We start from the raw sequence: 17,716 nt of genomic DNA on the forward strand, positions 1-17,716 counted from the left end.
TCCCCCTCCCCACGCCCTGCCCACCCGTCACGTCCGCCGGGAGCCCCATGCCCACCCCGCAGCCCGTCGTCGCACCGCCCTCCAGAGCAGCCGTGTTCCTGGTGGCCACGGTGAACCCCGGCGGGGAGACCGCCGTACGCGAGACGCTCGCCGATCTGGCGGGGCTGACGCGATCCGTGGCCTTCCGCTCCCCGGACGACCGGCTCAGCTGCGTCGTCGGCATCGGCTCCGCGGGGTGGGACCGGCTCGTCGGCGGACCCCGCCCCCGCGAACTGCATCCCTTCCCGCCGCTCACCGGCCCCCGGCACCGGGCCCCCGCCACGCCGGGCGACCTCCTCTTCCATCTGCGCGCCCGGCGCATGGACCTCTGCTTCGAACTCGCCCGGCTCCTGATCGACGCCCTGGGCCCCGCCGTCACCGTCGTCGACGAGACCCACGGCTTCACGTACTTCGACGAGCGCGACCTCCTCGGCTTCGTCGACGGCAGCGAGAACCCCGAGGGCGAGGCGGCGGCCGAGGCCGTCCTCGTCACCGCCGCCGAGGACGATCCGCCCTTCCACGGCGGCAGTTACGTCGTCGTCCAGAAGTACGTCCACGACATGACGGCCTGGCAGGCGCTCACCGTCGAGCAGCAGGAGCACGTGATCGGCCGTACGAAGGCGGCCAACGTCGAACTCCCCGACGACGTCAAGCCGGCCGACTCCCACGTGGCGCTCAACGCGATCGTCGACGAGGACGGCACCGAGCGGCAGATCCTGCGCGAGAACATGCCCTTCGGCACCATCGGCCGGGGCGAGTTCGGCACGTACTTCATCGGCTACGCCCGGACCCCCGAGGTGACCGAGCGGATGCTGCGCAACATGTTCCTCGGCGATCCGCCCGGCCGCACCGACCGGATCCTCGACTTCTCCACCGCCGTCACCGGCGGCCTCTTCTTCGTCCCCAGTGCCGACCTCCTCGACGATCTCCCCGCACCGCCCGCAGCCGCCGCAGCCGCCGTCCAGCGGGACGACTCCCTGCGCATCGGCAGCCTCAAAGGAGCCCGAGCGTCATGACGATCCCCGCCACCACCGGCAACCTGCACCGCGAACTGGCCCCCATCACCCCCGCCGCCTGGGCCGAGATCGAGGAGGAGGCCGCCCGTACCTTCCGGCGGCACGTCGCCGGACGCCGGGTCGTCGACGTGCCCGAACCGGGCGGCCCCGGACTCGCCGCCGCCGGTACCGGGCACCTCTCCACCATCGACCCGCCCGCCCCCGGCGTCACCGCACGGCTGCGCGAAGCCCGGCCACTGGTCGAACTCCGCGTCCCGTTCACCGTGAGCCGCTCCGCCGTGGACGACGTCGAACGCGGCTCCCACGACTCGGACTGGCAGCCGGTCAAGGACGCGGCACGCGCCATGGCGTTCGCCGAGGACCGTGCCGTCTTCGACGGCTACGCGGCGGCCGGCATCGAAGGGCTGCGGTCCCGCTCCTCCAACCCGGAGCTGAGCCTCCCGCCCGAGCCGCGCGACTACCCCGACGCGATCAGCCGCGCCCTGACCGCGCTGCGCCTGGCCGGGGTCGACGGTCCGTACGCGCTGCTGCTCGGCGCCGACGCGTACACGGCGGTCAGCGAGACCTCCGACCACGGCTATCCGATCGCGGCGCACCTCGGCCGCATCCTCGGCGGCGACCCGATCTGGGCCCCCGCCCTGACCGGTGCGTTCGTACTCTCCACCCGGGGCGGGGACTTCGAGCTGCTGCTCGGCCAGGACCTGGCGATCGGCTACACCGGGCACGACGCCAAGGGCATCGAGCTGTACTTCCAGGAGACGCTGACCTTCCTGACGTACACCGACGAGGCGGTCGTCTTCCTGACGCGCTGAACGGCGGTACGCGCTGAACGGCGGTAGAAGGGTGGTACGCGCTGAACGGCGGGCGATGCCGCAGGTTCAGCCGAGGGAGACCACGGTCGCGCTCGCGTCCCCGTCCGGGGTCCGGTAGGTCACGGTGTCCCCGGCGCGGTGCCCGAGCAGCGCCCTCCCGAGCGGGCTGTCGGCCGTGACCAGGGTCCGGTCCAACTCCTCGGCGACCTCGCCGAGCTGGAGCGTCGACTCCGCCCCGTCCGCGAACCGTACGGTGACGGTGCTGCCCACGCCGACCACCTCCGTGGACGGCGGCCCGGCCACCGAAGCCTCCCGGATCCGCCCCTCGATCTCGTCGATGCGGCGGTCCAGGCGCGCGAGGTCCGAGGCGCGCTGCAACTCGTCGGCCTCGTCCGCCCGGTCGCCGACCGGGTCCTCGTTCCGCAGCGTCGCCGCCACCTTCGCCCGCTCGGCGCGCAGCTCGTCGAGGTCCTTCCGGAGCGCCCGCAGAGCCTCGGCGCTGATGGGTTCGGGTCCACCGGTCATGGGTCCATTACCCCACCGGCGGGGAACACCGGCAAATCGCACATCGCACGGTTACGGTAACGAACCATGACACGGTGGTTGCCACAGTCCGCGGTCGCCCGGCTCGCCCTCTCGGTCGTCGCCGGAGCGGCGGTCGCGTCGCTGGTCGCCGTCCTCGCCGACCCGCCGCTCGGCACCCTGGCCGGAATCGCCGCGACGGAGGCCGTGTTCGTCGTGACGGGCTGGCTCGTCCTGTGGCCCATGGACGCCGCCACCACCCGGCGCGACGCCCGACGGGAGGACTTCAGGCCGGCGGTCGACGAGATCGTCATCGTCGCCGTGGCGCTGTGCGGGCTCGCCAGCATCGTCGTCCTGCTGCTGCGCGGCGGCACCGACACCGGCCACGCCGCTGCCGCGACCGCGCTCAGCGGGGTGTTCATGGCGTGGGCCGCGCTCCATCTGATGTACGCCACGCGGTACGCCTACCTCTACTGCGGGACGTCCGAGGGCGGCATCGACTTCAACTCGAAAGAGCCGCCCGCGTACCGCGACTTCCTCTACTTCAGCTACAACCTGGGCATGACCTACCAGGTCTCCGACACCGACGTGTCCGACCGGCGGATCCGCGCGGTGGTACTGCGCCACTCCCTGCTGTCGTACGTCTTCGGCACCAGCATCCTCGCCACCGCCATCAACCTCGTCGTCGGCCTCGTCACCGGCTGACTCACGGATCGCCCGGGACCCGCTCGAGCGCGGCGGCCACATCGGTCTCCCGGGCCACGGCGGTCAGGGCACGGGCCATGACCGAGCCCGGCTCGCGCGCGTGGACCACGAGGCCCACCGGCACGGTCCGCTCCGGTCCGACCAGCGGCACCGCGCGCATCCCGTGCGGGACGCCGAAGACTTGCAGCCAGGTGTGCGGCACGACACTGGCCCACCGGCCCGTGCGGACATGGGAGAAGAGGGCGCCCACCGAATCGGTCTCGACCCGGGGCGAGGGCCGCACCCCGGCCTCCTCGAACACCTCGTCCAGCACCCGGCGGCCCTGCATCGCCCCGCCCAGCAGGCAGAGCGGCAGCCGTGACGCCTCGGCCCAGGTCGCCGTCGCGCCCTGCGCGGTCCGGTCCGCCACGCCGGTGAGCAGCACGTACCGCTCCTCGTACAGCGGGAGGGCCGAGAAGCCCTCCGGGAGCTGTCCGTCCAGGTACAGCAGGCCGGCGTCGATCTCGAAGTCCCGCAGCCGACGGAGGATCTCCTCCGACCGCAGGTCGGCGAGGACCTCGACGGTCACCAGCGGGTGCGCGGCGCAGAGGGGAGCGGTGAGCAGGGAGACGGCGCCCGACGCGTTCGGGACCGTACCGATCCGGATCCGGCCGCTGAGGCCGGTGCGCAGCGCGCCGATCTCGTCCTTGAGCGCGTCGCGGTCGGCCAGGATCCGCTGCGCCCACACCACGATCCGCTCACCCTCGGGCGTCAGCCCCTCATAGCTGCGGCCGCGCCGGACGAGCGGCACGTCCAGCTCCTCCTCCAGCTTCCGGACGGCCTCCGAAAGGGCGGGCTGGGAGACGTAGCAGGACTGCGCGGCCCGGGCGAAATGACGCTCACGGGCGAGGGCGACGAGGTACTCGAGTTGGCGGAACAGCACGTCACGGGTCTACCCGACCGTCCACGGCCACGCCAATCGGCCCCGCCCGGCCGATGCCCGCCCTCATGCCCGGGGCAGGTGCCGGCGGCTGAACCGCGCCGTGACCGTCAGACAGAACAGGCCGCCGGCGGCGAGGCCCGCGAGCAGGGCGGCGTAGGGCGCGGCCCCGGCGGTGACGGCGAGCAGCAGCGGAGCGAGGAAGCCGCTGTAGGCCGCGCCCTGGTGGACGAAGGCCGTGGAGGGCCGTGCGGCCGGCGGCGCGAGCCGTTCGATCTCCCGCAGCCCCGACGCCAGGGTGAGGCCGTAGCCGCCGCCCAGGAGGACCGCGGCGAACACCACCAGGCCGACCGAGTCCCCGTACGCGGCGCACGCGCCGACCAGGAGACCGCCGATCACGGTCACCATCGCCACGAGCGTCGCCCGCGCGCTGTGCGCGTGGTCGAGCCGGTCGGCCAGCGGCCGCACCGCGAGGCCCACCGCGAACGTCAGCGCCGCGACGAGCCCGCTGAACACCGGTTCGTATCCGGGTATCCGGTCGGCCACCAGGGGCGGCAGGACGACGTACGCGACGGTGGAGGCGCCGAACACCGCGGGACTCGCCGGAAGCACCACCCAGAGGAAGCGGGGGTGCGCGAGCAGGGCCCGGCCCGAGGCCGTGAACCGCGGCTGCGCAGCGGCGGCGACCGTCGTCGGCGGTGCCCCGGGAACCCGTGCGGTCGCTCCGAGCGCCAGCAGGGCCACGGCGGCGTGGACGAGACCGGGCAGCACGGTGGGTCCCGGCAGCCACTCGGCCAGCGAGCCCGCCGTGAGCGCCCCTGCGGCGAAGCCGCCGCCGGTGGCGTACGCGGCGCGCACCGCCCCGGCGTCGGGTCGGCCGGCCCCGGCGGACAGCTCCCGCAGCCAGGCGGTGCCCGCCGTCAGCACGAGACCGGCCGCGAGCCCGGTGGCGATCCGGCTGACGTACACGGCCGCCTGGGACACGGCCGCCGCCGCGAGGACGACGCTGGCGGCGGCGGACAGGGCGAGCGCGGACCGCACCACCCGCCGCCGCCCGGCCCGGCGCGCGGCCGGGCCGCCGAGCAGCAGCCCGGGCAGGAGCCCGAGGAGGTACGTGGTGAACATGGCGGCGACCGGGACGGCGGGCCACCGCTCCTGGGTCCGGTACACCACCGAGAGCGGGGCGAACTGGTTCGCGCCCCACCCGGCGACGAACAGCGCTGCCGCCACCGGAATCCAGCCGCGCACGGCGCGGGAAACGGGCATGGCGGAAGGCGCCTTTCTGTCGGGGGGTCGCAAATGAGCCTCCGACAAATTCCCGGGGCGCGTCAAAGAGGGCTTTCCGATGACGTGATAGGCGCCGCTTGTCACCCCACCTGCCTGCCCCGACGGCGCCGCGCGCGCCCAGCGCCACGTGTTCCGTGCACACCCGACCACTCCGTGCTACAGTCGAGATCAGTTGCAGTTGTGGTTCCCATAAACTTCAAGTGCCTTTGGCGAATTCCATTCGCCGGGCACTTTTTGTATTTTCGGCGCTGTTTCCGGACGGGGCAATCATCACGGCGACGCCGGGATGCGCACAGTGCGCACCCCGGGTAGTGCCTCGAAGGAGATATGACATGGCTACTGGCACCGTGAAGTGGTTCAACTCGGAAAAGGGCTTCGGCTTCATCGAGCAGGAGGGTGGCGGCCCGGACGTGTTCGCCCACTACTCCAACATCGCGACCTCCGGGTTCCGTGAGCTCCAGGAGGGCCAGAAGGTGACCTTCGACGTCACCCAGGGTCAGAAGGGCCCGCAGGCGGAGAACATCCTCCCCGCCTGACGCCGAGCCTTCCGACGCAGCTGGGGTCCCCACCCATCGGGTGAGGACCCCAGCTCGTCGCGTGTTCCGGACGAGGTCATCACTCATGAACGCTTTCGCATCGCAGGACCCCCGCATCCCCGCGCTTCCCCCGGTCGCCTCCTTCGACGAGCTGGATCTGCCCGTTGAGGTACGGGAGGTGCTCACCGAACTCGGTGTCTCCGCGCCCTTCCCCATCCAGGCCGCGACGCTGCCGAACGCCCTCGCCGGACGCGACGTCCTCGGGCGCGCGCGCACCGGGTCGGGCAAGACGCTCGCCTTCGGGCTGCCCCTGCTCGTGCGGACGGCCGGCCGCCGCGCCGAGTCGCGCGCGCCGCGCGCCCTGATCCTCGTCCCCACCCGTGAGCTGGCCCAGCAGGTCGCCGACGCCCTCATGCCGTACGCCCGGGCCCTGAAGCTGCGCCTGACCACCGTCGTCGGCGGTCTCTCCATCGGCCGGCAGGCCGCCGCGCTGCGCGAAGGCGCCGAGGTCGTCGTGGCGACGCCCGGGCGCCTGAACGACCTCGTCGCGCGCAAGGACTGTCGCCTGGACCGGGTGGACATCACCGTCCTGGACGAGGCCGACCAGATGGCCGACCTGGGCTTCCTCGACCAGGTCACCGAGATCCTCGACCTGGTGCGCCCCGACGGCCGGCGCATGCTGTTCTCCGCCACCCTCGACCAGGACGTCGACCACCTCGTCGAGCGCTACCTGCACGACCCGGTCAGGCTCTCGGTCGACCCGTCCGCCGCCGCCGTCGCCACGATGGAGCATCACGTCCTGCAGGTGCACGGCGCCGACAGGTTCGCCACCGCCACGGAGATCGCCGCCCGCGACGGGCGCGTGATCATGTTCCTGGCCACCAAGGCCGCCGTCGACCGCTTCACCGCCCACCTGCGCGGCAGCGGCGTCCGCGCGGAGGCGCTGCACGGAGGCAAGTCGCAGCCGCTGCGCAACCGCACCCTGGAGCGCTTCAGGAGTGGCGAGATCACCGTCCTGGTGGCCACCGACGTGGCCGCGCGCGGCATCCACGTCGACCAGGTGGACCTGGTCGTCAACGTCGACCCGCCCGCCGACCCCAAGGACTACCTGCACCGCGGCGGCCGGACCGCCCGCGCCGGCGAGTCCGGCAGCGTCGTCACCCTGGTCGTGCCGGACCAGCGCAAGGACGTGGTCCGGCTCCTGGGCGAAGCGGGGATCCGGGTCCAGGTGACCCAGGTCCGCTCCGGCGAGGCCGAGTTGACGCGCATCACCGGAGCCAGGAAGCCGTCCGGCGTGCCCGTCGAGGGCAGCGCGCCGAGCACCGAGCGCGCCAAGCGGGGCGGCGCCGCCTTCCGCGGGATGGGCACGGTCCCGGGCAAGCCCGGCCGCGCCAAGAACGAGTCCCGGCGCGCCGCCGAGGCCCGCAAGACGGCCGAGGCCCGCCAGGCGGCCCGTGTCCGCAAGGGCCGCTAGGGCCCGCTGTGGACCTACCCGCAGCGGTAGGTGAAGCGGGTCTCGGCGGTGTGGCGTGTGGGGGAGACGACGACGAGCCGGGCCGTCGCCCGGTGTTCGCCGGGGCCGTGGAACGTCCAGAGCAGATGCAGGCGCGCCTGCGTCTGATGCAGGGCGAGCCGTTCCTTCAGCAGCCCGGACGCGGTGCCGTCGCTGCGCTCCCAGCGGTACGTGACGGTGCCGGGCCGTCCGTCGGTCTCCAGGACGGCCACGATGTCGGCGGTGCCGTCGCAGCCGGGCGGCCGTGCGGGGGCGGCGACGGTCACGCCGCGTACCGCGACCTCGGGCCCTAGCCGCTGCCAGGCCAGAAAGGCCAGGACGGCCAGCAGGACCACGGCGGGCAGCGCGTAGCGGCGCAGTGTTCTGCGGCGGCGCGGCAGGGTCTCGGGCGGAGCCGCGTGCCAGAGCTGCGCGGTGGTCGGTCCGACGGTCAGGCGATGGCCGGCCGCGGGCGTGACCCCGGGTCCGAAGCGGAGGACCTCGCCCTCCACCCGGTCCGGCGGCACGTCCTGCGCCGGTCCTTCGAACCAGTGACTGCCGAGGACCGTGGCGCTGTAGTCGTCGTTCGTGTCGCGATCGCTCATGAGATCGTGCACCGCCTGGTGAGGATCTGTCGGGTGGAACCGCCGTTCGCGGCGGCCGGGGACGTGGTCGCCCTGACGCCCCAGTAGCAGCCGCCGCCCCGGAAGGTGTGCGTCAGCGTGATCGTGTACCGCGTCGCTCCGCTCCGCTCCACGCGCTGGGAGCCGTCGGACACCTCGCCCTTGCCGTCGGTCGTGAACCAGGAGAGGTCGAGCACCACGGGTCCTGTCCCGTCCGCCACGACCTCGAACGAGGCCTCGGCCGTGGTCGACCCCGTCTGGCGCAGCCCCGTGACGGCGACCGACTTCACGCCGACCGGACGTGTCGTGGGCGGTGTGGTCGGTGGCGTGGTGGGCGGTGTGGTCGGAGGCGTGGTCGGCGGGTCCGTCGTCGGCAGGGTGGCCGTCGGGGTGAGCGCGGGCGTGGGCACCAGGGTGGGCACGAGCGTCGGCGTCGTCGGCGGAGCGCTCGACGGGGTCGCCGACTCGGACGCCGAAGGCGTGGCCTCGGGAGACGGCGTGCTCGTGGGCGACGCGGCCGTCGGGGACACCGAGGCGGTCGGCCGTGTGCTCGTCGTGGCGAAGGACTCGGCCGTGGAGCCGCCGCCTCCGTCGTCACCGGCCCGGGCGGCGACGGCCGCCAGGAGGGCGAGGATCAGCGCCGTCAGTCCGGCCGGGACGACGAGGTCCGGCCACAGCCGGCGCCCGCGGCCCGCGGGCCGGGGCAGGGTGGTCGTGGCCAGTGCGGTCGTGCCCGTGGCCGGCTCGCCGCCGGAGGAGGGGAAGAGCAGGGGGAGAAGAGCGGCCAGCGCGGCGAGCCTGCCCCGCCCGCGCTCCTCCCAGTCCTCGCCGTACGCGGCCGTGGCGACCGATTCGAGCTCCGCCACGAAGGCCGTCGCGTGCTCGGGGCGCTGCCCAGGGGCCTTCGCCAGTCCGCGCCGGATCAGCGGACGCAGCGGCTCCGGGACCTCGGCGTCCGGTACGGGCGCGTCGAGGTGCTGGAGGGCGAGTTCGGCGATGTTCTGCCCGGTGAACGGCTTGCGACCGGTCAGGCACTCGAAGAACGTCGCGGTCGCCGCGTACACGTCGGCGGCCGGTGACGCGGGCTCGCCGTTCCACTGCTCCGGGGCCATGTACGCGGGGGTGCCCGCCACCCCCGGCCTGCTGCCGTGGTCCGTGGCGATGCCGAAGTCCACGAGCGAGGACGTGCCGTCGGCCGCGACCAGGACGTTCTCCGGCTTGTAGTCCCGGTGCACGACCCCCGCCCGGTGCGCGGCGGCCAGGCCGAGGAGCGAGCCCTTGAGCACCACGAGAGCCGCCTCGGGGCCGGTGGCGCCCTCCCGGGCGAGCAGGGCGCGCAGGGCGATCCCGTCGACCAGCTCCATGACGATCGCCGCGCCCCGCGGAGACTCCACGTACTCGTAGAGCCGGACCACGTGCGGCGTGTCGAGTGCGGCGAGCAGCCGTGCCTCGGCCCGGAACCCCCGCACGAACGCGGCGTCCGTGCGCAGGCGTTCGCCGAGGTACTTCACGGCGACCGGTACACCGGTCGCGTCGTGGACGGCCAGCACCACGCGCCCGCCGGCGCCCGCCCCCAGCTCCCGGGACTCCGTGTACCCGGGTACCACCCATGCGTTCATACCGCCCCCAGCCCCCAGCCCCCTGACCCCAGTCCCCTGTCCCCAGTCCCCGTCCCCCTCCATGGGGACAGATTCCGGCCACGACCGGTTCCCGGCAAGAGCGCGCGCGTGGGGTGCGGGCGGCGCGTGGACGTGCGCCGAGTGTACGGCCCCTTCGTCGGCGTCCCGTCAGACGGTGACGACCTCGACGCCCGCGTCGGTCAGCCGCCGCACCGCGTCGTCGGGCATGCCTGCGTCGGTGACGAGGACGTCGACGCGATCGAGCCCGCAGATCCGGGCGAAGGCGCGCCGTCCCATCTTCGAGGAGTCGCCGGCCACGACGACCCGGCTCGCGCGCTCGGCGAACAGCCTGCTGATGCCGGCCTCGTCCTCGTGGTGGGCCATGATCCCGAGTTCCGGGTCGATGCCGTCGATGCCGAGGACCACGACGTCGAGCACCACCTCGTCGAGGACCCCGGCGGCCAGTGGTCCGACCAGCTCGTACGTCTGCGGACGGGCCACACCGCCCGACACGACGATCTTGATCTGCGGGCGGACGGCCAGTTCGCCGGCGATGTTGAGCGCGTTGGTCACCACGGTGAGCGCGGGCGCGGGCGGAGTGCCGGGGGACTCGGTCCGTCCGCCGCCGAAGCGCAGGGCGAGCGCCCGGGCGACCTCGGTGGTGGTCGTCCCGCCGTTGAGGCCCACCACCTCTCCCTCGCGGACCAGTTCGGCGACGGCCGCGGCGATGCGCTGTTTCTCCGAGGCGTGCCGGGAGGACTTGTAGCGCAGCGGCAGCTCGTAGGAGACCCCGTGCGGGACGGCGCCGCCGCGGGTGCGGACCAGCAGCCGCTGCTCGGCGAGTTCGTCCAGGTCGCGGCGGATCGTGGCGGGGGAGACGTCGAGCGTCCCGGCGGCCTCCTCGACCTCCAGCCTGCCGGTCGCGGCGAGCAGTTCAAGGAGCGTGTTCCACCGCTCGTGCTTCGACATGATCGCGATTTTAGCGCCGCGCGGCGGCCGTGGGCCCTGGACCGTACGCCCCGGCTGATGGATACTACGCACCGTACTGTTGCTCGAAGATGCTCGAAAATAATCTGTTACGAGCAAGACCGAGCATCCTGTGTCTGTGAAGGAGTCGCACGTGCCCATCCCGGGACCCTCCCGCACCGCCGCCGAAATCGCCTCGCAACCGGCCTCCTGGCGCCGGGCCGCCGAGACCCTGCCCCAGCACCGCGCGGCGCTCCCGGTGCGCGGCGAGCGCGTCGCCGTCGTCGGCTGCGGCACCTCCTGGTTCATCGCCCAGGCCTACGCCCAGCTCCGGGAGAACGGCGGACACGGCGAGACCGACGCCTTCGCCGCCTCCGAGTTCCCCCTCGGCCGCCGCTACGACCGGGTCCTCGCCCTCACCCGCTCCGGCACCACGACCGAGGTGCTCGACCTGCTGCGCGCCGTCAAGGGGACCGTGGCCACCGGCGCCCTCACCGCCGACCCCACGACCCCCGTCATGACGGCCGCCGACGCCGTCGCCGTCCTCGACTTCGCCGACGAGGAGTCGGTGGTGCAGACCCGCTTCGCCACCACCGCCCTCGCCCTGCTCCGTGCCCACCTGGAGGCCGAGGACGCCCTCCCGGCCGGGGTCCGCACCGTCGAGCGGGCCGCCAAGGACGCCGAGCGGGCCGTCGCCGAACCCCTAGGCGGCGACGTCACCGGCGCGGAGCAGTACACCTTCCTCGGCACCGGCTGGACCTACGGACTCGCCCTCGAAGCCGGTCTGAAGATGCGGGAGGCGGCCGGCGCCTGGACCGAGGGCTACCCGGCCATGGAGTACCGCCACGGCCCCATCAGCATCACCGCGCCCGGCCGCGTCGCCTGGTCCCTCGGCCCCGTCCCCGCGGGCCTCGCCGACGACGTCGCCCGGGTCGGCGGCACCCTCGTCGCAGACTCCGGCGACACCGAGGCGGAGCTCGACCCGATGGCCGACCTCATCCGCGTCCAGCGGCTCGCCGTGCTGCTCGCCGAGGCCCAGGGCCAGGACCCCGACCGGCCCCGGAACCTCACCCGGTCCGTCGTGCTCGCGCCCGCCGGGACGGAGGAGAACTGATGCCCCTCACCTCCACGGGCGAGATCGTCCTCGGCGCCCGCGAACGCATCGCGGGCGCGGGGGCGTTCAACGTCATCCAGATCGAGCACGCGCAGGCCATCGTCGCCGGCGCGGAGGCCGCGGGGCTGCCCGTCATCCTCCAGATCAGCGAGAACACCGTCCGCTACCACGGCTCCCTGGAGCCGATCGGACTCGCCACCCTCGCCATCGCCCGCCGCGCCGCCGTTCCGGTCGCCGTCCACCTCGACCACGCCGAGTCGCCCGAACTCGTCCACGAGGCCGTCGCCCTCGGCTTCCCCTCCGTCATGTTCGACGCCTCGACCCTCCCGTACGACGAGAACGTCGCCGCCACCCGTGCGATGACGGACCACTGCCACCGCCACGACGTCTGGCTGGAGGCCGAACTGGGGGAGGTGGGCGGCAAGGACGGCGCCCACGCGCCGGGCGTGCGCACCGACCCGGACGAGGCGCGCGCGTTCGTCGCCGCGACCGGCGTCGACGCCCTCGCCGTCGCCGTCGGCAGCTCCCACGCCATGCTCACCCGGGACGCCGTCCTCGACCTCGAACTCGTCGCCAGGCTCCGCGAGGCCGTCGACGTCCCCCTGGTCCTGCACGGCTCCTCGGGCGTCCCGGACGACGAGCTCGGCCGGGCGGTCCGGGCCGGCATGACGAAGGTGAACGTCGCCACCCACCTCAACAAGGCGTTCACCGGCGCCGTCCGGACCCACCTGGGAGAGAACGCCTCGACCGTCGACCCGCGCCGCTACCTCGGCCCTGCGCGCACGGCCGTCGCCGAGGCGGTCACCCACCTTCTTCAGGTGCTGGCGGCACAGGCTCCGCTGGTTCGCACGTGACGCGGTCGCGCGGGGTGTAGTGCGTACGGAAGGTCTCCCGGCCGACCTCCGCCCCGCCGTCGCGGAAGACCCGGTCCACCGTGATGTCGAAACCCTCCAGGGGGTCCTGCGGCTCGCACTTCGGGCCGGTGCCGGTCCGCTCGGCGGGCTCCGTGAGGTTGGTCCGGGGACCTTCCACGGCCTCGACCGCGTCGTACTTCTTCGTGCCGAGGAAACTGACCGTCACGGAGGAGTCCGTCGCGGTCGCCTTGACGTAGATCCAGGCGTCCGAGTTGTTGCGGAACTTCAGGTCGAGGGTGCCCCAGGCCACGGTCGCCTCCCGGCCCGGCGGGTACCGCTCGATGTAGAACGAGTGCGCGCCGTACTCGACCGGCTTGACCCCGGCGAAGAAGATGGCGTTGAAGACCGTCGTCGCGACGGCGGACACACCGCCGCCCGGCGCCGAGTGGTACTGGCCGTCCAGGATCATCGTGCCGTCCACGAAACCGTTGGCCTTGGTGCGTTCGCCGACGGTCCGGTTGAAGCTCCACACCTCGCCGGGCTTCACCAGCGAGCCGTTGATCAGCTCGACCGCCCGGCCGATGTTGATCGTCCGGTAGGGCGCGGTGGGGAAGTTGACCGTGAAGCTCGACATCTGCTCCTTGATGCCCATCCGCGCCACCGATTGCCGGGTCAGCACCGGCTGGATCAGCTCGGTGGCCACCGGCCCGGTCCTTGCGGCCTCGCCGCGCTTCGGGAGCAGCGGCATCACCGCGTCGCCCAGCGCCTCCGCGGTCACCTCGTGGCCCGGCCTGCCGTCCGAGAGGACCACGACCCGGCCGTTCTCCACGCCGAGCCGTGCCTCCACCGGGCCGGTCGCGATCGCGTCGAGCGGGCGCGCCACCGCCGGGTCGCGGAGCAGGCCCTTCTCGTCGAGCGTCGGCACCAGCCGGCCCTCGGCGTCGGCCTTCACGGTGAGATGCGCGCCCAGCGTCGTCGGCGTGATCCGGAGGCGTTCGCCGTCCACGGTCAGGGTGACCGGACCCGACATCGCGGGCGTCCCGAAGGTGTTGAGGAAGCCCGCCGTCTCGGCCTCGCCGACCTCGGGCGGGGACACGGCGGTCGGCAGCGGCACCGGATGCGGGGATTCGGGCTCGGGGTAGTTGGCGCGCAGGGTGTCCACGGAGCCGTCGACGTCCATCTTCTGGCCGTCCCTGGGCTGCACGGTCACCGCCTGGCCGTTCTTGAAGGAGACGGCTCCCTCCACGGTCGTACGGTCATGGGTGCGGGCCGTCTCGACCATCGCCGCCCGCGCCTCGGTCTCGTCGAAGCGGACGACCGGCTCGACGTTCCGCTCGCCCGAGGAGAACAGCCGCCCTATCACCGTCACCGGATCGCGGGCCGGATCGGCGGCCTTGTCGACGGTCTTCGCCACGTCGACGCTCAGCCCGGCCGTCGCGGGGGCGACCGTTCCGGTGCTCTCACCGATCCGCACCGGTATCGGTGCGGTCCAGGACGCGGGGGCCGACGACGTCAGCTTCGCGCGCGCCTCCTCGCGGCTCATGCCACCGATGTCCACCCCGTCCACCCGGGTGCCGTCGGATATCTCGTCCCCGGTCGCGATGAGCCCCGCCGCGTACAGCCCACCGGCGGCCAGCAGTGCCACTCCGGCCGCCGTCACCGCGAGCCGGACGCGCCGACGGCGCCGGTCGTCGGAGGACGACGGCGTCGCGTCGTCCTCCCCTGAGGAGCCGAGGTCCCTGGAGTCACCGTTCCTGGAGTCGCGCACGCAACCTCCCGTTGCGGATCGGGGTACCCGAGATCCTTCCGCGACGTTACGCCGTGTGGGTGTGCCGCGCATGTCGGAAAGCCCTGACCTGCGCCGACGGGAACACGATGGGGCGGGATCCGATCGGCGCCGGGGGCCGAAGGCCTTCGAGATGCACCAGCGGTCCCCTGTACGGAGAATTGGGTGGGTACAGGGTCCGCTCCGCCACCGGGCGCCAACCAGGCAAGGGGGCGGTCGACGATGCCGCCGCGACAGCAGATCCGGGTTCCCTTCCGGCCCGGGACGCTGAAGAGCTGGACCCTGGTCTACGTGGTGGTCGTGTCGGGGCTCACGGCCGCCTACCTCACGTATCCCGAGTGGCACGCGCCGCTGTGGGCGCTCATCGGGCTCGGCGGTGTCGCCGCGATCCTCACGGGCGTCCATCTCCACAAGCCGGCCAGACGCTGGCCCTGGCTCGTGCTCGCGGCGGCCAACTTCACCTTCGTGGCGGGTGACACGGCGTACAACATCCTGGAGAGCCTGTTCGACCAGACCAACCCCTTCCCCTCGGTGGCCGACGCCCTCTACCTGGCGACGTATCCCCTGTTCGCCATCGGGCTCTTCGGGTTCATCCGCTACCGCGCCGCCTCGCGCGACCTCGCCGTGGCGCTCGACGCCCTCATCCTCACCTCCGGACTCGCCCTGCTCTCCTGGGTGAACCTGATCACCCCGCTCGCCAAGTCGCCCGACATGACGTGGATCGAGAAGGCCATCTCGATCGCCTATCCGCTCGGGGACGTCCTGATGCTCGCGATGCTCGCCCGACTCCTGGTCCCCGGCGGACTCAAGTCCCGTGCCGTACAGCTGCTCACCATCGGAACCTGCGGCATCCTCGCCTCCGACGTCATCTACGGCACGCTCCAACTGCGCGGCACCTGGCAGGTGGGCACCGGCTGGGACATCGGCTGGGTCCTCTTCTTCACCGCCTGGGGCCTCGCGGCGCTCCACCCCTCCATGACCGGACTGACCGAACGCGCCCCCGAGCCGCCGTCCGTCATCGCCGAACGGCGCCTCGCGCTCCTCGCGGCCGCCTCGCTCGTCGCCCCCGTGCTGCTGCTCTACCAGTCCCTGCGCGACGACCGCGAACAGGACATCGCCGTCATCGCGGTCTTCTCCGCGATCATGTTCCTGCTCGTGCTCACCCGGCTGTGGAGCATGATGGCCGAACACCGCCACGCCGAGGAACGCGAGCGCAGCCTGCGCGTGGCCGCCGCCTCACTGGTGGCCGCGCTGAGCCCGCGCGAGGTCGCCAGCGCCGTCGAGGTGTCCACCGCGACACTCGTCGGACCGGGCACCCCGCACAAGAGCATGCTCCTGGCGCGGGACCGCCGACGGCTCCTCAACGCCGTCCCCACCGGCCACCTGCCCTGGAACTTCCGGGGCACCCAGCTCACCGGCCCGCACAGCGCCCCCTGGTCCGAACTCCTCGCCGACGGCGGCAGGCTCGTCGCCACCGACGAGCTCGACCCCTCCGTCGCGCGCGCCCTCGGCCCGCTCTCGCACGCCCTGCTCTGCCCGCTCGCCCTCCAGGCGCCCGCCGCGGGGGAGTCCCTGCTCGGCGTCCTGCTGCTGGCCGCGCCCGAGAAGAAGCTCCGCGCGATCGCGGGACCCGCCCAGTCCCTGGCCTCCCAGGCAGCCCTGGCGCTCGAACGGTTCGGGCTCAGCGAGGAGGTCAACCGCCGTACCAGCGAGGCGTACTTCCGCACCCTCGTGCACAACACCTCCGACGTCATCCTGATCATCGACGACGACGACACCGTGCGGTACGCCAGCCCCTCGGCCGAGTCCATGTTCGGCCACTCGCTGCTGCCCGGCACCCCCCTCACCGAACTGCTCGCGCCCGGCGACGCCGCCGGTGCGCTGCGGATCCTGGCGGGCGTCCGGCGCCGCGGCGACGGAGACGCCAGGGACGACTGGAAACTGCGCCGGGGCGAGGCCACCGACCTGCACGTCGAGGTCCGGTGCAGCAACCTCCGTGACGAACAGACCGTCCACGGCCTCGTCCTCACCCTGCGGGACGTCACCGAGCAGCGGAAACTGGAGCGCGAACTGACCCACCGCGCGTTCCACGACTCCCTCACGGGCCTGCCCAACCGCGTCCTGCTCCTCGAACGGATCGAGCGAGCCCTCCTGCGCGGCCGCCGCGAATCCACCCTGACCTGCATGCTCTTCGTCGACCTCGACGACTTCAAGGTCGTCAACGACACCATGGGGCACTCCGTCGGCGACGAACTCCTCGTCGCCGTCGCCCGCAGGCTGACCTCCGTGCTGCGGCTCAGCGACACCGCGGCCCGGCTCGGCGGCGACGAGTTCGCCGTCCTCATCGAGGGGGCCAAGGAACCGGGGGACGCCGAGGCGCTCGCGGCCCAGATCGTGCACACCCTCAGCCAGCCCTTCCACCTGACCGACGGCGCGGTCTCCGTCTCGACCAGCGTCGGGGTCGCCACCGTCCTCGACAGCGCCCACGCCGAGGAGCTCCTCGGCCACGCCGACCTCGCGCTCTACGCGGCCAAGGCGGCCGGCAAGAAACGCTGGCGGCGGTTCCGGCCCGAGCTCCACTCGCGCCTGGTCGCCCGGCACGAACTCCAGGAGAACATGGACACGGCCATCGCCGACCACGCCTTCGCCCTGCGCTACCAGCCGATCATGGAGGTCGCCGGCGGGGCGGTCGCCGGCTTCGAGGCGCTGATCCGCTGGCCGCACGGCCGCCGGGGCATGGTCCCGCCCGACCAGTTCATCGCCCTGGCCGAGGAGAGCGGCCACATCATGCCGCTCGGTGCCTGGGTCCTGGAGCACGCGGCGCTCGACGTCGCCCGCTGGCAGCGCGCCCGGCCGGGTCCTGACCCGCCGATGCGCGCCAACGTCAACGTCTCCGCACGGCAGTTCCGCGATCCCGGCCTCCTCGACGACGTCCGCCGCACCCTCAACTCCTCCGGGCTCGCGCCGGGCTCCCTCGTCCTGGAACTCACCGAGACCGTGCTGATGCGCAGGGACGAGCAGATCCGCACGACCATGCGGGCCCTGCGCGACCTGGGCGTCTCCCTGGCCATCGACGACTTCGGCACCGGGTTCTCCTCGCTCAGTTATCTGCGGGAGTTCCCCATCGACGTCCTCAAGGTCGACAAATCGTTCATCGACGACATCACCACCGACCGGCAGCAGATGGCGCTGGTCGAGGGCATCGTCCGGATCGCCGACGTCCTCGGGCTCGACGTCGTCGCCGAGGGCATCGAGCACGAGGAACAGCGCGAACTCCTCGCCGCCATGGGCTGCCGGTACGGCCAGGGCTTCCTGTTCGCCCGGCCGATGACCGAAGGAGGCCAACCCCTGGGCCCTGCACGGCATCGCGGAGCGCCTCCTGGAGGCCGAGTCGCGCGGCATGTGGGAGAAGCCGGACCCCGAGAC

At 73.0% G+C, this 17,716-nt stretch carries 15 protein-coding genes and 1 pseudogene; 9 read left to right on the plus strand and 7 right to left on the minus strand.

Annotated features, from left to right (window positions below; genetic code table 11):
• The first annotated feature begins 47 nt into the window (after positions 1–47).
• Together AB0E14_RS16305 and AB0E14_RS16310 are read left to right on the plus strand one after the other, a co-directional pair.
• The gene (locus tag AB0E14_RS16305) at positions 48–1,055 is read left to right on the plus strand and encodes a Dyp-type peroxidase (RefSeq protein ID WP_362417331.1); all 1,008 of its coding nucleotides are present in this window, start codon (positions 48–50) and stop codon (positions 1,053–1,055) included.
• Positions 1,052–1,867, plus strand: a complete 816-nt coding sequence (locus AB0E14_RS16310) for a family 1 encapsulin nanocompartment shell protein (RefSeq protein WP_362417334.1) — start codon at positions 1,052–1,054, stop codon at positions 1,865–1,867. Before AB0E14_RS16305 ends, AB0E14_RS16310 begins: the two co-directional genes overlap by 4 nt.
• Positions 1,868–1,933: 66 nt before the next feature.
• Here the strand turns inward: AB0E14_RS16310 and AB0E14_RS16315 are convergent, their stop codons facing one another.
• The gene (locus tag AB0E14_RS16315; RefSeq protein WP_362417336.1) at positions 1,934–2,392 is read right to left on the minus strand and encodes a GreA/GreB family elongation factor; all 459 of its coding nucleotides are present in this window, start codon (positions 2,390–2,392) and stop codon (positions 1,934–1,936) included.
• A 66-nt stretch (positions 2,393–2,458) separates the two neighbouring features.
• Between AB0E14_RS16315 and AB0E14_RS16320 the strand changes: the two genes are divergently transcribed.
• The gene (locus tag AB0E14_RS16320; RefSeq protein ID WP_362417339.1) at positions 2,459–3,094 is read left to right on the plus strand and encodes a DUF1345 domain-containing protein; all 636 of its coding nucleotides are present in this window, start codon (positions 2,459–2,461) and stop codon (positions 3,092–3,094) included.
• Position 3,095: 1 nt separating this feature from the next.
• Here the strand turns inward: AB0E14_RS16320 and AB0E14_RS16325 are convergent, their stop codons facing one another.
• Positions 3,096–4,016, minus strand: a complete 921-nt coding sequence (locus AB0E14_RS16325) for a LysR family transcriptional regulator (RefSeq protein ID WP_362417341.1) — start codon at positions 4,014–4,016, stop codon at positions 3,096–3,098.
• 63 nt (positions 4,017–4,079) lie between these two features.
• Positions 4,080–5,279 (minus strand): MFS transporter, encoded by a 1,200-nt coding sequence (locus tag AB0E14_RS16330; RefSeq protein ID WP_362417344.1) that lies wholly within the window; start codon positions 5,277–5,279, stop codon positions 4,080–4,082.
• Between the two features lie 353 nt (positions 5,280–5,632).
• Here AB0E14_RS16330 and AB0E14_RS16335 point away from each other — a divergent pair, with 353 nt between their 5' ends.
• Together AB0E14_RS16335 and AB0E14_RS16340 are read left to right on the plus strand one after the other, a co-directional pair.
• Positions 5,633–5,836, plus strand: coding sequence for a cold-shock protein (locus tag AB0E14_RS16335; RefSeq protein WP_033201600.1), 204 nt, complete (start codon positions 5,633–5,635; stop codon positions 5,834–5,836).
• 85 nt (positions 5,837–5,921) lie between these two features.
• Positions 5,922–7,310, plus strand: a complete 1,389-nt coding sequence (locus tag AB0E14_RS16340; RefSeq protein ID WP_362417347.1) for a DEAD/DEAH box helicase — start codon at positions 5,922–5,924, stop codon at positions 7,308–7,310.
• Positions 7,311–7,324: 14 nt separating this feature from the next.
• On the opposite strand, the gene AB0E14_RS16345 is transcribed toward AB0E14_RS16340, so the two are convergent.
• From AB0E14_RS16345 to AB0E14_RS16355, 3 genes are all read right to left on the minus strand, one after another.
• The gene (locus AB0E14_RS16345) at positions 7,325–7,933 is read right to left on the minus strand and encodes a hypothetical protein (RefSeq protein WP_362417350.1); all 609 of its coding nucleotides are present in this window, start codon (positions 7,931–7,933) and stop codon (positions 7,325–7,327) included.
• Positions 7,930–9,570, minus strand: coding sequence for a serine/threonine-protein kinase (locus AB0E14_RS16350; protein ID WP_362417353.1), 1,641 nt, complete (start codon positions 9,568–9,570; stop codon positions 7,930–7,932). The genes AB0E14_RS16345 and AB0E14_RS16350 overlap by 4 nt, the downstream gene beginning before the upstream one ends.
• A gap of 168 nt (positions 9,571–9,738) precedes the next feature.
• Positions 9,739–10,539 carry a DeoR/GlpR family DNA-binding transcription regulator gene (locus AB0E14_RS16355; RefSeq protein WP_362417356.1) on the minus strand — a complete coding sequence of 267 codons (801 nt, stop codon included), beginning with the start codon at positions 10,537–10,539 and terminating at the stop codon, positions 9,739–9,741.
• A gap of 151 nt (positions 10,540–10,690) precedes the next feature.
• On the opposite strand from AB0E14_RS16355, the gene AB0E14_RS16360 reads away from it, so the two are divergent.
• The gene (locus tag AB0E14_RS16360) at positions 10,691–11,650 is read left to right on the plus strand and encodes a sugar isomerase (protein ID WP_362417359.1); all 960 of its coding nucleotides are present in this window, start codon (positions 10,691–10,693) and stop codon (positions 11,648–11,650) included.
• The gene (locus tag AB0E14_RS16365; RefSeq protein WP_362417362.1) at positions 11,650–12,504 is read left to right on the plus strand and encodes a class II fructose-bisphosphate aldolase; all 855 of its coding nucleotides are present in this window, start codon (positions 11,650–11,652) and stop codon (positions 12,502–12,504) included. Before AB0E14_RS16360 ends, AB0E14_RS16365 begins: the two co-directional genes overlap by 1 nt.
• Here the strand turns inward: AB0E14_RS16365 and AB0E14_RS16370 are convergent.
• Positions 12,452–14,272, minus strand: a complete 1,821-nt coding sequence (locus AB0E14_RS16370) for a VanW family protein (protein WP_362417365.1) — start codon at positions 14,270–14,272, stop codon at positions 12,452–12,454. The genes AB0E14_RS16365 and AB0E14_RS16370 overlap by 53 nt on opposite strands.
• A 1,347-nt stretch (positions 14,273–15,619) precedes the next feature.
• On the opposite strand from AB0E14_RS16370, the pseudogene AB0E14_RS16375 reads away from it, so the two are divergent.
• Positions 15,620–17,605: pseudogene (locus AB0E14_RS16375) on the plus strand (EAL domain-containing protein); the annotation flags it as partial.
• A 49-nt stretch (positions 17,606–17,654) separates the two neighbouring features.
• Positions 17,655–17,716 (plus strand): hypothetical protein (locus AB0E14_RS16380; protein WP_362417390.1); only part of this gene is annotated, 62 nt, incomplete at its 3' end.

Source organism: Streptomyces sp. NPDC047981 (assembly GCF_040653315.1).
Taxonomy (GTDB): domain Bacteria; phylum Actinomycetota; class Actinomycetes; order Streptomycetales; family Streptomycetaceae; genus Streptomyces.

What these genes read in the sequence shown, in the direction of transcription:
- AB0E14_RS16310 (WP_362417334.1), top strand. Translation starts at nt 1,052, where the DNA reads ATGACGATCCCCGCCACCACCGGCAACCTGCACCGCGAACTGGCCCCC.
- AB0E14_RS16335 (WP_033201600.1), top strand. Translation starts at nt 5,633, where the DNA reads ATGGCTACTGGCACCGTGAAGTGGTTCAACTCGGAAAAGGGCTTCGGC.
- AB0E14_RS16305 (WP_362417331.1), top strand. Translation starts at nt 48, where the DNA reads ATGCCCACCCCGCAGCCCGTCGTCGCACCGCCCTCCAGAGCAGCCGTG.
- AB0E14_RS16330 (WP_362417344.1), bottom strand. Translation starts at nt 5,279, where the DNA reads ATGCCCGTTTCCCGCGCCGTGCGCGGCTGGATTCCGGTGGCGGCAGCG.
- AB0E14_RS16365 (WP_362417362.1), top strand. Translation starts at nt 11,650, where the DNA reads ATGCCCCTCACCTCCACGGGCGAGATCGTCCTCGGCGCCCGCGAACGC.
- AB0E14_RS16350 (WP_362417353.1), bottom strand. Translation starts at nt 9,570, where the DNA reads ATGAACGCATGGGTGGTACCCGGGTACACGGAGTCCCGGGAGCTGGGG.
- AB0E14_RS16355 (WP_362417356.1), bottom strand. Translation starts at nt 10,539, where the DNA reads ATGTCGAAGCACGAGCGGTGGAACACGCTCCTTGAACTGCTCGCCGCG.
- AB0E14_RS16340 (WP_362417347.1), top strand. Translation starts at nt 5,922, where the DNA reads ATGAACGCTTTCGCATCGCAGGACCCCCGCATCCCCGCGCTTCCCCCG.
- AB0E14_RS16315 (WP_362417336.1), bottom strand. Translation starts at nt 2,392, where the DNA reads ATGACCGGTGGACCCGAACCCATCAGCGCCGAGGCTCTGCGGGCGCTC.
- AB0E14_RS16345 (WP_362417350.1), bottom strand. Translation starts at nt 7,933, where the DNA reads ATGAGCGATCGCGACACGAACGACGACTACAGCGCCACGGTCCTCGGC.
- AB0E14_RS16320 (WP_362417339.1), top strand. Translation starts at nt 2,459, where the DNA reads ATGACACGGTGGTTGCCACAGTCCGCGGTCGCCCGGCTCGCCCTCTCG.